Annotated in this window: 12 protein-coding genes; 5 read left to right on the top strand and 7 right to left on the bottom strand. The window is 66.6% G+C overall.

The features are described 5' to 3' along the window. Positions 1-20: 20 nt before the first annotated feature. On the top strand, positions 21-311 hold the full coding sequence (locus tag ACED18_RS13570; protein WP_377293047.1) for a DUF1127 domain-containing protein: 291 nt from the start codon (positions 21-23) through the stop codon (positions 309-311). A gap of 182 nt (positions 312-493) precedes the next feature. On the opposite strand, the gene ACED18_RS13565 is transcribed toward ACED18_RS13570, so the two are convergent. From ACED18_RS13565 to ACED18_RS13540, 6 genes are all read right to left on the bottom strand, one after another. Further along, positions 494-1,357, bottom strand: coding sequence for a DUF937 domain-containing protein (locus ACED18_RS13565; protein ID WP_377293045.1), 864 nt, complete (start codon positions 1,355-1,357; stop codon positions 494-496). A gap of 114 nt (positions 1,358-1,471) precedes the next feature. Further along, positions 1,472-2,845: a glutamate--cysteine ligase gene (locus ACED18_RS13560; RefSeq protein WP_377293043.1), complete on the bottom strand. Its 1,374-nt coding sequence runs from the start codon at positions 2,843-2,845 to the stop codon at positions 1,472-1,474. A gap of 142 nt (positions 2,846-2,987) precedes the next feature. Continuing rightward, positions 2,988-3,725 carry a 16S rRNA (uracil(1498)-N(3))-methyltransferase gene (locus tag ACED18_RS13555; RefSeq protein WP_377293041.1) on the bottom strand — a complete coding sequence of 246 codons (738 nt, stop codon included), beginning with the start codon at positions 3,723-3,725 and terminating at the stop codon, positions 2,988-2,990. 16 nt (positions 3,726-3,741) lie between these two features. Then, a complete protein-coding gene (locus ACED18_RS13550; protein WP_377293039.1) occupies positions 3,742-5,259 on the bottom strand; it encodes an inorganic phosphate transporter in 1,518 nt (505 codons plus the stop codon). A gap of 174 nt (positions 5,260-5,433) precedes the next feature. Beyond that, complete coding sequence (locus ACED18_RS13545) at positions 5,434-5,952, bottom strand: NUDIX hydrolase (protein WP_377293037.1); 519 nt, start codon at positions 5,950-5,952, stop codon at positions 5,434-5,436. A 241-nt stretch (positions 5,953-6,193) separates the two neighbouring features. Then, the gene (locus ACED18_RS13540) at positions 6,194-7,003 is read right to left on the bottom strand and encodes a FadR/GntR family transcriptional regulator (protein WP_377293035.1); all 810 of its coding nucleotides are present in this window, start codon (positions 7,001-7,003) and stop codon (positions 6,194-6,196) included. Between the two features lie 166 nt (positions 7,004-7,169). Here ACED18_RS13540 and ACED18_RS13535 point away from each other — a divergent pair, with 166 nt between their 5' ends. Next, complete coding sequence (locus tag ACED18_RS13535) at positions 7,170-8,459, top strand: DUF3422 family protein (protein WP_377293033.1); 1,290 nt, start codon at positions 7,170-7,172, stop codon at positions 8,457-8,459. 15 nt (positions 8,460-8,474) lie between these two features. On the opposite strand, the gene ACED18_RS13530 is transcribed toward ACED18_RS13535, so the two are convergent. After that, on the bottom strand, positions 8,475-9,371 hold the full coding sequence (locus ACED18_RS13530; RefSeq protein ID WP_377293031.1) for a LysR family transcriptional regulator: 897 nt from the start codon (positions 9,369-9,371) through the stop codon (positions 8,475-8,477). 178 nt (positions 9,372-9,549) lie between these two features. Between ACED18_RS13530 and ACED18_RS13525 the strand changes: the two genes are divergently transcribed. The 3 genes from ACED18_RS13525 to glcF all read left to right on the top strand — a co-directional run bounded on the left by ACED18_RS13525 (position 9,550) and on the right by glcF (position 13,607). Beyond that, positions 9,550-11,034: an FAD-linked oxidase C-terminal domain-containing protein gene (locus tag ACED18_RS13525; RefSeq protein WP_377293029.1), complete on the top strand. Its 1,485-nt coding sequence runs from the start codon at positions 9,550-9,552 to the stop codon at positions 11,032-11,034. Positions 11,035-11,100: 66 nt separating this feature from the next. Continuing rightward, complete coding sequence (locus tag ACED18_RS13520) at positions 11,101-12,300, top strand: FAD-binding protein (protein ID WP_377293027.1); 1,200 nt, start codon at positions 11,101-11,103, stop codon at positions 12,298-12,300. Next, positions 12,300-13,607 (top strand): glycolate oxidase subunit GlcF, encoded by a 1,308-nt coding sequence (glcF, locus tag ACED18_RS13515; protein WP_377293025.1) that lies wholly within the window; start codon positions 12,300-12,302, stop codon positions 13,605-13,607. The genes ACED18_RS13520 and glcF overlap by 1 nt, the downstream gene beginning before the upstream one ends. Positions 13,608-13,639: the final 32 nt, after the last annotated feature.

The following is a 13,639-nucleotide window of genomic DNA, read 5'->3' as shown; positions in this document are numbered from 1 at the left end:
ACCCTCGAAGGAGTTTTCCCATGTCCGCGCCCCGTTCCGCCCTCGATCTCGCTGCGAGCAAGCCTGGTCTTGCCCTTCGCACCGCCGAGTTCGTCGGTCTGGTGACGAACCTCGTGCGACTGTGGCGAAACCGAAAAGCCGTCGCGGCGCTTTCCGAACTCAGCGAATCGCAGCTGCTGGATATCGGCCTGACACGCGATGACGTGCGGGTTGCCGCAACCTCGTCATTCTTCGCTGATACGGGCAGCCATCTGACGCGTGCGGCGCGCCTGCGTGCCGGCGACAATCTTCGCGGCCTTCGCGGCCCCTGAACCGGTTTTGCCGGTCCGACCATTTGCTGCGCCCCGCCGGGCGCAGCGACGATCCCCGCAGGGTTTTGAGCCAACGAACCCTGCCTCTTGCCCGGTGCCCGGTCCCAAGCCGGCCACCGGGCTTTTTTATGCGGCGCGCTGGTGGCGGTTTCTCCGCCGGACGCGGTAAGGCCTGGGGCGCCTCAGGCCGTCCCCTTGCCCTTGCCGAGATAGGCGTCCAGCAGGCCGTCGAACTGCTTCTGATATTCTTTCTGCGCGGCAATGCCACTGTCGAACATCGTGCTGAAAAACGCGCTCATCTGCTCGCCGACCTTGGCATCCGCCGCAGGCTCCGGCTTGGCTTCGGCGGGCTTGGCTGCCGAGGTGGCAGCAGCCTTCGCGGTGCTGTCGAGGAAGTCCTGATAGGCCTTCACGAAGGGGTTCGCGGCAAAGAGATCGGGCTCGGGCTTCTTCTCGGCCTGCGGCATGCCCATGGCGAAAAAGCCCTGCATGGCCTGGGTAAAGGGGTTGTCGAAGGGATTGACGGGCTGCGGCTCCTTTTGCGCGAACCCGGCCGCCTCCATGAAGGGCCGCATCATCGCCGCGTAGGGATTGTCGGCCGCTGCCTGTCCCGGCTGCTGGAACGGCGCCATCATCTGCTTGAAGAAACCGCCCATCAGCGCGCTCGCCACCACAGGCAGCATCTGCTTGTAGATTTCCTGGCCGATCCCGGTCATCTGCGCGGCCTGGGCGGCAATCGCGCGCGACACCTCCTTGGAGCCGAAAAGGCGGCCGAGCGCTGCATTGCCGTCATCGATACCCTGGGGCGAGAAAGCGCGCGCCAGATCCTCGAAATAGGGAGCGTAATTGCCGCTCGCCATGGCCGCGAAGAGGGGCGTGAAATCCATCGGGCTTGTCGCCTGCCGCTTCAGCGCGGAGGAAAAGGCCGGCATCAGCGCTTCCGTCGCAAGCCGCGCCTGCTCCTGCGCGAGGCCGAACTGGCGGGCCATCATGTCCATGGCCTTGCCGTTCTGAGCCTGCATCATCATGTCGTAGAGTGGCAGCATTGCGATTCCCCCGTCACGCCCGGTTCACCCGGTTCGAAGCGCACTATAGGGCAAATCGGCGGTGGCAAAACCGCTTTTGTGACGGATCGGCGGTCATCCCCGAGGGAATGATGCTCAATATTGGAATTCACCGAAGATCGGCTCGACCGAACCATTCCAGCGGCCGTTGTAGAGCGCCAGCAGTTCTTCGGCGAGCGTCATGCGCCGGGCCACCATCTCGTCGAGCGGTGCAAGGAAGATCGTCTCGTCCACGCCCTCGCCATTCAGCCGGGCGCGGTTCTTGAGCCCGAGCCTGGAGATGGCGAGGATGTCACGCGCCACCGACCAGAGATCGCGCCCGCGCACCGTCGCCGAAAGGCCTTGTGCCGGCACGGCGTCGCGCAGCGCCAGCGCATCCGCGTAGGTCCAGTCCTTCACCGCCTGTTCGGCCGCATCGAGCGCGGCACCGTCGTAGAGCAGGCCCACCCAGAAGGCCGGCAGGGCGCAGATCCGCCGCCAGGGACCGCCATCGGCCCCGCGCATTTCGAGGAAACGCTTCAGCCGCACATCGGGGAAGAGCGTCGAGAGATGGTTCGTCCAGTCGCCCATGGTCGGCTGCCACTCGGCAAGCGTGCCCTTCAGCGCGCCGTCCATGAACTGGCGGAAGGTGATGTGCGTGCAGTCATGATACTGGCCGTCGCGCACGACGAAATACATGGGCACGTCGAGCGCCCAGCGCGCATAGTCCTCGAAGCCGAAGGTCGGGGCGAAGAATCCCTCCCGCATGCCGGAGCGCTGGTTGTCCGTGTCGCGCCAGATGTCGCCGCGCCAGGATTGCAGACCGTTCGGCTTGCCGTCGGTAAAGGGCGAGCTGGCGAAGAGGGCGGTCGCCAGCGGCTGCAGCTTCAGCGACAGCTGCATCTTGCGCCGCATGTCGGCCTCCGACGAAAAGTCGAGGTTCACCTGGATGGTGCAGGTGCGGTACATCATGTCGAGCCCCTGCGAGCCCACCTTCGGCATGTAGCGCGACATGATCCCGTAACGCGACTTCGGCATGCGCGGCGTCTCGGCAAGGGTCCATTTGGGGCTGCCGCCGATGCCGAGGAAGCCGATGCCGAGCGGCTCGGCGATCGCCTTGACGGCGGACAGATGCTCGTTGGATTCCTTGCAGGTCTGGTGCAGCGTCTCCAGCGGCGCGCCGGAGAGTTCGAACTGGCCGCCCGGCTCCAGCGAGATCGCGCCGCCGCCCGAGGTCGCGGCAAGCCCGATGATCCTGCCGGCATCCTCGATCGGCTCCCAGCCGGTCTTTTCCTGAAGCTGGCGCAGAATGGTCTCGATGCCGGCTTCGCCCTCATAGGGCACCGGCGCATGGTCCGCCTTGAAGAAGACGAATTTCTCGTGCTCCGTTCCGATACGGAAGGCCTCTTTCGGCTTCGAGCCTTCCGCCATGTGCTCGGCGAGCTCGCCGATGGAGGAAACCGGCGTCAGGTCGGTGGTGTCTCTGGCCATGGTGGTCTTCTGCTTCTCAAGATCGGGGCCGCGCCGGACGCGGACATGGACGCTGCTGCTTGAACCGGATTGGTCGGGCTGGCAAGCGAAATCATTTCATGCCTGTTTCAAAAAACAATGACGCTTTGCGACCTTGAAAGGCTCATTTCCAGTCCCCAAGCGACGCCTGCAAAACCGCCATCGCGGCGACCGCGGCCGTGTCGGCCCTGAGGATGCGCGGCCCGAGCGGAATGGCGGTCACAAAGGGCAGGGACCGGAGCAGGGCGCGCTCCTCTTCCGAAAATCCGCCCTCCGGCCCGACCAGCAGGGCAAGCTTTCGCTCGGCAATCCCCGCAAGGATCGGCAACGGGTTCTGCCCGGCATCGCCCTCGTCGCAGAAGATCAGCCGGCGGCTCGCATCCCACCCGGCAAGCACGTCGGTCAGTCGGCGCGGCGCCTCGACGGACGGGATCGACAGGATGCCGCACTGCTCGGCCGCCTCGATCACATTGGCTTCCACCTTCTCGACCGAGCCGATCCGGCCCTGCACATGCTGCGTCATGACCGGTACGAGCCGGCCGGCGCCCATCTCCACGGCCTTCTGCACGAGGTAGTCGAGCCGGCCGACCTTCAGCGGCGCGAAGAGATAGTGGAGGTCGGAGGCCTCCGGCTGCGGCCGCGTCTGCTCGAGGGCGACGAGCGTGATCTTCTTGCGGCTCGGAAAATCGACTCGCGCCCGCCACTCGCCATCCCGGCCGTTGAAGACGAGAAGTTCGGCGCCCGCCTCCAGCCGCAGCACATTGGCGAGATAGTTGAACTGGTCGGCGCTCGCCTCCTGCGCCATGCCGGGCCCGAGAGGACCGCCGATGTAGAGGCGTTGCATGCGGAAATTGGCGCGCATGGAGGTCTCCTGTCGTTCAGCGCAGGGTGCTGCTGACCAGCAGGGCGTAGATCCCTGCCGACAGCGTGCCGCTGGCCGGCACCGTGATCACCCAGGCCGCGAGGATCGTCATCAGATGCGACCGCCGCACCAGATAGCGCCGACGAGTTTCCGACGCGTTGACGTTCATCGCCGTGTCCTCGCCCTCATCCTCCGGCTCGCCGGCATTGCGCGTGACGAAGGCGCGCCGTTGGCTGGAGCCGGTGGTGGACCATTCGCGGTAGAGACCGACGCCGAACACGGCGCCCACGGCGATATGGGTGGAGCTGACCGGAAGCCCGAGGGCGGAGGCGAAGGTCACGGTGATCGCAGTGGCCATGACCACGCAATAGGCGCGGATCGGGTTGAGCTTGGTGATCTCGCTGCCGACGACCCGGATGAGCCTCGGCCCGTAGAGCAGGATCCCGACGGACAGGCCGAGCGCCCCGATCACGATCACCCAGAAAGGCGTCGACAGCGGCTTGGCGAAGACGCCGCTGCCGAGCGCATGGATGATGCCCGAAAGCGGCCCCACGGCGTTCGACACGTCGTTGGCCCCGTGCGCGAAGGACATGAGCGCCGCCGCGAAGATGAGCGGCAGGCGAAACAGCTTGCGAAGCGACTGGTTGCGGTTCTCCAATCCTTCGGCAGCGCGCGCAATGATCGGCCGCAGCGCCCCATAGCTGGCCGCGCCGATCATCAGGCCGATCGAGAGGGCCTGGAACCCGGTGATGCTCAGCATCTGCCCGGCGCCGACCAGCATCAGATAGGCGGTGAAGGTGCCGACCATCACGGCCAGCAGCACAGGCACCCAGCGCCGCGCCGCCGTGATCTTGTCCTCCCGGTAGAGCATGGCCGACTGCACGAAGACGAGAAGGCCAATGGCGAAAAAGGCGCCGAAGAGAGGAGAGGTAATCCAGCTGACGACGACAGCGCCAATGCTTTTCCAGTGCAGTGCCGATGCGCCGGTCGCCACCATCCCCGCGCCCGCCACGCCGCCGACGATGGCATGGGTGGTGGAAACCGGCGCGCTGGCCCAGGTGGCGATGTTGACGACGAGGGCCGCCGACAGCAGCGCCGCGATCATCACCTTGGCATAGGCAAGGTCGCTCGGCATGCGTTCCGGATCGACGATGCCCGTCGCGATCGTATCGATGACGCTGTGGCCGGCAATCAGCGCGCCGGCCGTGTCGAACACCGCCGCGATGGCAAGCGCGGTCCCGAGCGACATGGCCCGCGATCCCACGGCCGCGCCGACATTGTTCGTCACGTCGTTGGCGCCGATGTTGATGGCCATGTAGACGGCAAGCGCAGCGCCGGAAATGGCAAAGACCGCACCCGGCCGGTCGAGTGTCACGAGGGCTGCGAAGCTGGTGGCCAGGACTAGGAAGATCAGGGCCAGGCCCGGCGCCACCAGCGAACGCGCCACGCGCACCGAGACCTCTTCGACGCGGTTGTACTTCTCAAGGTCCTTGTCGAGGATGGATGTGCCGCCGCTGCGGGTTTTCTTGGCCATTGTGGTTCAGTCCAGAAACGAAGAACGGTAGCGGCATCCGGCATGCCCCGCACAATCATGCAGGTCCAGCGGCTTATGCCACCGCCCATGTGGCTCGCGCAATCGGCGCTGCACGACAAAAGCAGCGTTTGTGCGCGCCGCACAAGGCGCCAGCAGGACGGATGCGGGGATGGCTCAGGCGGCCTTCGTGGATTTGCGGCTCGGCGTGGCAGGCGAGGGCGCGAGCGGCGCATCTGCCGCGAATTTACGGATCAGCGCCTTCAGTTCGGGTTCCTCGACGCGGTTGACCGCCTCTTCCGGCGTCACCCATTCCAGGCGGCGCTTGCCCTTCTCCTTGAACTTCGAGACCATCTGCGAGACCAGAAGAGGGTGGACGGCCACCACGCAGGGCACCTTCACGCCATGGTCGAGACCCTTCTGGTACTGATAGGTGCCGATCATGTCGTCCTCGACCGTGCCCTTCACGCCGGCTTCCTCGAAGGCTTCCTGCGCAGCCGCTTCCGCCGCCGTGCGGCCTTCCATCGGCCATCCCTTCGGAATGACCCAGCGCCCCGTGTCGCGGCTGGTGATCAGCAGGATTTCAAGCGCGTCGCTGCCTTCACGCCGGCGATGGCACAGCGCGGCATACTGCATCCGCGTGGGACGGCGGAACATGAGCTGCATGTCGGCGACGAGGCGGTTGAGGATGTTCAATTCAAGGTGGTCCTTTCAAGGAATGCGCAAGGCGGCAGGCTGTCAGCTCTGCTTGTCGGGTAGGTGGGAGAACAATATCACAGCCTGGCCCTAAAATTGTGTCTATCACACCTCCTGTCCAGAGCGGCGGCGGCTCATGGGTGCAAGTGCCGGAAAACAGGCACAAATTTTGGTTGGGTTCCCCGTTTGGTAAGTCGCGGGCATCGCAAACGCGTCAAGTCCTTGTTTTTCTGCGTCATTTCTACGACTTTTCGCAGGAATCAGATGACGAATCATCTCGGTGGATTCGTCTCAAGGAGGAGACCCGCGCGCGATCGTCGGCCCTGTCGGCGGCACGTGCGGCGTCGATGATGAAATCAATATGCGCTTCCGCCGCGGCCCTTGCCCTGTCCGGATCGCGGGCGAGGATGCCGGCCAGGATGGCCTCGTGTTGCAGGAGCAGGGCGTCATGCGCGCCAGGCGCTGCAAAAACCATGCGGCGGTTGAGAAGGATGCCTTCCGACAGCAGCCTGTAGCAGGCCCGCATCGTGTGCAGCAGCACGATGTTGTGCGCGCTTTCGCCGATGGCCGTGTGGAAGGCGATGTCGGCTTCCAGTTCGCGGTCGTAATCATCGACGGCATGGCCGGCCCGCATCTCGGCAATCAGACCGGAAAGATGGGCGCGGTCGTCGTCCGTCGCCCGCTCCGCGGCCAGCGCCGCCGTCATGCCCTCCAGCGCGCGCCGGTAGTCGAGATAGTCCTGCCGCGCCTGTCCGTGGCGCGAGATGAGGTCGATCAGCGGCTGTGAAAACACCTGCCCGACAATATCGGCCACGAAGGTGCCGCCGCCGTGCTGGCTGACGAGAAGACCGCGCGTTTCCAGGATCTTCAGCGCCTCGCGCAGGATCGGCCTGGAAACGTCGAGCCGTCGCGCCAGATCCCGCTCGCCCGGCAGCCTGTCGCCGTCGCGCAGCACCCCGTCGAGGATCAGCCGCTCGATGCGGGCCACGATTTCGTCGGCCGTGCGGCCGTGATGTATCGGCGCGTAGAGATCAGTCCGCGTCTCGCCCAAGGCTTCTCCTCCGCCTGCTCGATGCCATCCAGTGATGGCACACGCGCCCTGCGGGTCGCAAGCAGCCAGCCCGCAAACCGTCACATCGGCAAGGCACGCGAATGAGGCTTTTGCTTTTTCGCCCATGCTTGCTAACCATGGTCATGGGAAAAGGGGGAGCGCCGCCATGGCACGTCGCATGTTCGAATTTCCGCCCGCCACGGCGCGGGCCCAGGCGCTCGGGGAGATCCATTCGCGGCCCTATGTGCTGGTCGGCTCGCCGCGTGTAATCCTGCAGCTCGCCTTTCTGACGGAAGGCGGTTCCTCGGTCGATCAGGCGGTGATGGCCGAGCTGTCGCGCTCGCGCGGCGTCTCGCCGCCGGCGCGCGAGGCCAATCACCACGCCATGAGCTGGGGGCCCGGAACGCTGCGCTGGGAGCGCCACACGGAATTCTCCACCTATTTCTGGGACGGCCCCGTGCCGGAAAAGTTCGGCGCCGATGTCACGCAGCATCCCTTCGGCGACGGCTTTCCGCCGCCGGGCACGCTGATCTCGGCCATCCGCCTCGAAGTGCGCCCGGACAGCGAGGAGACCCGCGAGGCGATCGCCCAGTTCGACCAGACCAGCCTCTGCTTCAGCGAGGCCAAGAACGGGCAGGCCCTCGTCGTCACCGATTTTCGCCAGAACGGTGACGGTATGACGCAGATCCTCGTCATCGACCGCTCCCTGACGGAGGCCGGACGCGGCGCGCTCGTCCAGCGCCTGCTCGACATCGAAACCTATCGCACGCTCGCCATGATGGGCCTGCCGCTGGCCCAGTCGCTCTGGCCGGATGTGCGCCGCATCGAAAACGGCCTGACGGCAATTACCCAGCACATGAAGGGCGGCGTACGCGAAACCGCCGACCGGCAACTGTCCGAAATCACCCGCCTCGCCGCCGAACTGGAAGCGGGCGCCGCCCTCAGCCTCTACCGCTTCGGCGCCAGCCGCGCCTATTACGGCATCGTGCAGGAGCGCATCCGCGCGCTCGGCGAGACCGGCGTGCCAGGCTACGAAACGCTCGGCACCTTCCTTGAACGGCGTCTTGCACCCGCCATGCGCACCTGCCAGTCCATCGAGGAACAGCAGGCCAATCTCTCGCGCAAGCTCGCTCGCGCCACCGCGCTACTCAGAAGCTGGGTGGATGTGGAACTGGAGCGGCAGAACGCGACGCTGCTCTCCTCCATGGACCGCCGCGCCCGCCTGCAGCTTCGCCTGCAGCAGACCGTCGAAGGCCTGTCGGTCGCCGCCATCTCCTATTACGTCGTCGGCCTCTTCGGCTATCTCGCCAAGGCGATCGGCCACGATCTCGTGCCCATCGATCCCGGCGTGCTGACGGGCGCCTTCGTGCCCGTCGCCGTCATCGGCGTCTGGCTGATCGTGCGCCGCATCCGCAACCGCCATGCCGAGGAAGACAAGGAGCATGGCGATGCCTGATGACGGATCCGGGCGTCACCCCTCCCAGTAGGGCACCGGCCCGTAAAGCCCCGCGAGATAATCGATGAACAGCCTGACCTTGACCGGCAGGAACTGCCGGCTCGGATAAACCGCCGAGAGCGCCAGGGTCTTTGATCCCTCATAGGCCGGCAGCACCTGCACCAGCCGGCCCTCCTTCAGCTCCCGGCCGATATCCCAGGTGGAGCGCAGCGCGATCCCGAGCCCGGAGATCACCGCCTCGCGGATCACCTCGGAGGAATTGGTGGTGAGCGGTCCTTCCGGCCGGTAGGTGATGGCCCCGTCCGGTCCCTCCAGCCTCCACGCATCGTGATTGTGGGCCGGCAGCAGGATGTGGCGGGCGAGATCCTCGATCCTTTCGGGCATGCCGTGTTTTTCGAGATAGGCCGGTGCCGCGCAGAGCAGGCGGCGCACCGGCGCCAGCCGTCTGGCGACAAGGCTCGAATCGGAGAGGTCACCGATCCGGACCGCGAGATCGAAGCCGCCGGCGACGATGTCGGTGAAATCGTCCGAGAGCATCAGGTTGATCGTCAGCTCCGGATGCGCCCGCATGAAGGGCACGAGATGCGGGGCGATATGCTGGCGGCCGAAGGAGGTCGGCGCCGAAATCTTCAGCGTGCCCTGCGCCTGTCCGGACCGGCCTGAGACGAAGGCCTCCGCCTCCTCGATGGCGCCGAGCACGGAGCGGATGCGCGCGTGAAAGCCTTCGCCCGCCTCCGTCAGCGAGATCTGCCGGGTCGTGCGCTGCAAAAGCCGCGTTCCCAGCCGGTCCTCCAGCCGCTTGATGCGCTTGGAGATCACCGCCGGCGACAGCCCCAGCGCCCGCCCCGCCGCCGACATGGAGCCGGTGGAAACGACGCGGGCGAAAATGTCGAGGTCTTCCAGATGCGTCATGCCCGCTCCATTTATTCCCTAACGGCAAAAGTTCTTAGCATTTTCGCCGACCTTGGTGCAGTGGCAAAGGCATGGTCCAAGTGGTAAAGAAAAATGACCAGTGACCGCGCCTGCCACATCCGCTAGGCTTGGGGCTGACGTTCCGCTGACGACGATGGCGGTTTCAGGGAGGACAACCATGCACCAGCCGATCGCCTTTCTCGAGCCGCGCCGCGCCGTCCTCGACCGCCGCGCCGTCATCGTCTCCGATCTCGCCGATCTCCTGCCCAAGGGCTGCCTGATCAGCGACGCGCGCGGCCTTGTGCCCTTCGAAACGGACGCCTTCGTCTCCTACCGCCGCCTGCCGCTCGCCGTCGCCCTGCCGGAAACCACCGCGCAGGTTTCGGCGCTGCTCAAATATTGCAGCCGCTACGGCATTCCCGTCGTGCCGCGCGGCGCCGGCACCTCGCTCTCCGGCGGCGCCATCCCGCAGGAAGATGCCGTCGTCATCGGCCTCTCCAAACTCAACCGCATCCTGGAAGTGGACCTGCCGAACCGCACCGCCACCGTTCAGGCCGGCGTCACCAATCTCTCGATTTCCGAGGCGGTCTCCGCCGACGGTTTCTTCTACGCCCCGGACCCGAGCTCGCAGCTCGCCTGCACCATCGGCGGCAACATCGGCATGAACTCAGGCGGCGCCCACTGCCTGAAATACGGCGTCACCACCAACAATCTGCTGGGCGTGACCATGGTGCTCTTCGACGGCACCGTCATCGAGCTCGGCGGCAAGGCGCTGGATGCGGCCGGCCTCGATCTGCTCGGTCTCGTCTGCGGCTCCGAAGGCCAGCTCGGCATCGTCACCGAAGCGACCGTCCGCCTGATCGCCAAGCCCGAGGGCGCGCGCCCCGTGCTCTTCGGCTTCCCGTCGTCGGTCGAGGCCGGCGCCTGCGTGGCCGAGGTCATCGGCACCGGCATCATCCCCGTCGCCATCGAGTTCATGGACAAGCCGGCGATCGAGATCTGCGAGGCCTTCGCCAAGGCCGGCTATCCGCTCGATGTCGAGGCTCTCCTGATCGTCGAGGTCGAGGGCTCCGAGGCCGAGATGGACGCCATGCTCGCCGCCATCATCGAGATCGCCCGCCGCCACGGCGTCTCCACCATCCGCGAATGCCAGTCGGCAACCGAGGCGGCCCTGATCTGGAAGGGCCGCAAATCCGCCTTCGGCGCCACGGGCCGTATCTCCGATTATATCTGCATGGATGGCACCGTGCCGCTCGGCAAGCTGCCCTACGTGCTCGAAAAGACCGCCGAGATCGTCGCCGGCTACGGCCTGCGCGTCGCCAATGTCTTCCACGCCGGCGACGGCAATATGCACCCGCTCATCCTCTTCAACGCCAATGACCCCGAAGACGCCGCCCGCGCCGAAGCGGCCGGCAACGATATCCTCAAGCTCTGCGTCGATGCCGGCGGCTGCCTCACCGGCGAGCATGGCGTGGGCATCGAGAAGCGCGACCTGATGCGCCACCAGTTCGCCGCGGTCGATCTCAACCAGCAGATGGCCGTGCGCGCCGCCTTCGACCCGGACTGGATCATGAACCCGTCGAAGGTCTTCCCGCTCGACGGCCGGCCCTCATCCGCCGCCGCAAAGCGAGTAGACTCACCCCGTCTCGCCACCGCCTCCTAACCGGCCCGCATCCGTTCGCTCCTTCTCAACGGCCGCTGAACCGCGGCCCGAACCCCGGATCTCTCCATGCCCGATATGCTGAACCCCACGAGCGAGGCCGAAGCCGCCGAGATGATCCGCGCTGCGGCCGCCGACGGCCGCGCGCTTGCCATCCGTGGCGGCGGCACCCGCAGCATGCGCGTCGCGGGCGAAGGCGCCACCATTCTCTCCACGTCCGGCCTCACCGGCATCACCGCCTACGAGCCGGCCGAAATGACCATGACCGCGCGCGCCGGCACGCCCCTTGCGGAAATCGAGGCCGCTCTGGCCGCCCACCGGCAGATGCTCGCCTTCGAGCCCCATGATCTCCGCCCCGTTCTGGGCACGGCGGGCGAGCCGACCATCGGCGGCGTCTTCGCCACAAATGCATCAGGACCCCGCCGTTTCGTGGCGGGCGCGGCGCGCGACAGCCTGCTCGGCGTCCGCTTCGTCAACGGCAGCGGCGAAGCGGTGAAGTCCGGCGGCCGCGTCATGAAGAACGTCACCGGCCTCGACCTCGTCAAGCTGATGGCCGGCTCGCGCGGCACGCTGGCGCTGATGAGCGAAGTCACCTTCCGCCTGCTGCCCGTGCCGGAAACCGCCGCGACCATCGTGCTTTCCGGCCTCGACGACGAAGCCGCCGCCCGCGCCATGGCGGCTGCCATGAGCCTGCCCGTCGAGGTTTCCGGTGCCGCCCACCTGCCCGAAAGCGTGCGCGGCCGCTTCCTCGGCGGACATCTTCCCGAAGGCGCCGCCACCGTGCTCCGCCTCGAAGGTCTTGCCGCCTCCGTCGCGGTGCGCCTCGAAAAGCTTACCGCCGCCATGGCGCCCTTCGCCCCCGTCACCCGCCTCGACCGCGACGCGACCATCGCCCTCTGGCAGGAGATCCGCGATGCGAAACCCTATGCCGACGGCACGACGCGCGCCCTCTGGCGCGTCTCCGCCGCCCCCATGGAAGGTCAGCGCCTCATCGCCGCGCTGCGCCTGCAGGCCGGCATCGACTGCTTCTACGACTGGCAGGGCGGCCTCGTCTGGATGCGCATGGAGGCCGGACCCGAGGCGGCGTTGGTGCGCGGCTACGCCGAAAAACTCCCCGGCACCGCCCACGCCACCCTCATCCGCGCCGACGCTGCTTCGCTTTCGGCAACGCCCGCCGAACACCCCGTCTCCCCCGCCCTCGAAGCCCTCACCACCCGCATCCGCGCGTCGATCGATCCCGCGGGCATCTTTTCCGGAAAGGCTGCCTGATGCAGACCAGTTTCTCCCCCGCGCAGCTTGCCGATCCGCATGTGGCCGAGTCCGAAAAGATCCTGCGGCGCTGCGTGCATTGCGGCTTTTGCACGGCCACCTGTCCGACCTATGTGACGCTCGGCGACGAGCTCGACAGTCCGCGCGGGCGCATCTACCTCATCAAGGACATGCTGGAAAACGGCCGTGCCGCCGACAAGGAGACGGTCACGCATATCGACCGCTGCCTCTCGTGCCTCTCCTGCACGACCACCTGTCCGTCGGGCGTCGATTATATGCATCTCGTCGATCACGCCCGCGTCCATATCGAAAAGACCTACACGCGGCCGCTGCCGGATCGCCTGACGCGGGCGCTGCTCGCCTTCGTGCTGCCGCATCCGGCGCGTTTTCGGCTGGCGCTGAAGGCCGCAAGCCTTGGCCGCCCCTTTGCCGGTCTCTTGAAGCGCTTTGCCGCCACGCGGCCACTGGGCAACATGCTGGATCTCGCGCCCGGCCGCGTGCCGGCGCCGTCCGCCTCCGCGGTTCCCGGCACGCGGCTCGCGACGGCCGAAAGGCGCGGCCGTGTCGCCATCCTCTCGGGCTGCGCCCAGCCGGTGCTGAAGCCGGAGATCAACGAGGCCACACTGCGCCTCCTCGCCCGCATCGGCATCGAGGTCGTCATTCCCGAGGGCGAGGGCTGCTGCGGCTCGCTCGTCCACCACATGGGGCGGGAAGAGGAAGCGCTGGCGAGCGCCCGGCGCAACGTCGATGTGTGGACCCGCGAGATCGAGCGCGGCGGGCTCGACGCCATCCTGATCACCGCGTCGGGCTGCGGCACGACGATCAAGGACTACGGCCACATGCTGCGGCTCGATCCCGCCTATGCGGAAAAAGCGGCGCGCATCTCCGGACTTGCGAAAGACATCACCGAATACCTCGCAACGCTCGACCTGCCCCGCCAGGAGCCCCGCAAGCTGACGGTCACCTACCACTCCGCCTGCTCCATGCAGCACGGCCAGAAGATCACACTGGCGCCGAAACTGCTCCTGAAGGCGGCGGGTTTCACCGTGCGCGATCCCGCCGAAGGGCATCTCTGCTGCGGTTCCGCGGGCACCTACAACATCCTCCAGTCTGAGATTTCCGATAGGCTGAAGGCCCGCAAGGTGAAGAATCTCGAGGCCACGAAGCCCGACGTGATCGCCACCGGCAACATCGGCTGCATCACCCAGATCGCCACCGGCACGGCGGTGCCGATCGTCCACACGGTGGAACTGCTGGACTGGGCCTATGGCGGCCCGAAGCCCGCCGCGATGGCGGGTCGCGTGTGAGGGGCGGCTGCGATTGAGGTGAGGGGAGGGGG

This window comes from Rhizobium sp. SG2393 (assembly GCF_042610495.1).
GTDB lineage: Bacteria > Pseudomonadota > Alphaproteobacteria > Rhizobiales > Rhizobiaceae > RU20A.
Note: the sequence above shows the minus strand (reverse complement) of the source record. Positions and strands in the feature narration are given on the sequence as shown.

What these genes read in the sequence shown, in the direction of transcription:
- ACED18_RS13560 (WP_377293043.1), bottom strand. Translation starts at nt 2,845, where the DNA reads ATGGCCAGAGACACCACCGACCTGACGCCGGTTTCCTCCATCGGCGAG.
- ACED18_RS13555 (WP_377293041.1), bottom strand. Translation starts at nt 3,725, where the DNA reads ATGCGCGCCAATTTCCGCATGCAACGCCTCTACATCGGCGGTCCTCTC.
- ACED18_RS13570 (WP_377293047.1), top strand. Translation starts at nt 21, where the DNA reads ATGTCCGCGCCCCGTTCCGCCCTCGATCTCGCTGCGAGCAAGCCTGGT.
- ACED18_RS13520 (WP_377293027.1), top strand. Translation starts at nt 11,101, where the DNA reads ATGCCCGATATGCTGAACCCCACGAGCGAGGCCGAAGCCGCCGAGATG.
- ACED18_RS13535 (WP_377293033.1), top strand. Translation starts at nt 7,170, where the DNA reads ATGGCACGTCGCATGTTCGAATTTCCGCCCGCCACGGCGCGGGCCCAG.
- ACED18_RS13530 (WP_377293031.1), bottom strand. Translation starts at nt 9,371, where the DNA reads ATGACGCATCTGGAAGACCTCGACATTTTCGCCCGCGTCGTTTCCACC.
- glcF (WP_377293025.1), top strand. Translation starts at nt 12,300, where the DNA reads ATGCAGACCAGTTTCTCCCCCGCGCAGCTTGCCGATCCGCATGTGGCC.
- ACED18_RS13565 (WP_377293045.1), bottom strand. Translation starts at nt 1,357, where the DNA reads ATGCTGCCACTCTACGACATGATGATGCAGGCTCAGAACGGCAAGGCC.
- ACED18_RS13550 (WP_377293039.1), bottom strand. Translation starts at nt 5,259, where the DNA reads ATGGCCAAGAAAACCCGCAGCGGCGGCACATCCATCCTCGACAAGGAC.
- ACED18_RS13525 (WP_377293029.1), top strand. Translation starts at nt 9,550, where the DNA reads ATGCACCAGCCGATCGCCTTTCTCGAGCCGCGCCGCGCCGTCCTCGAC.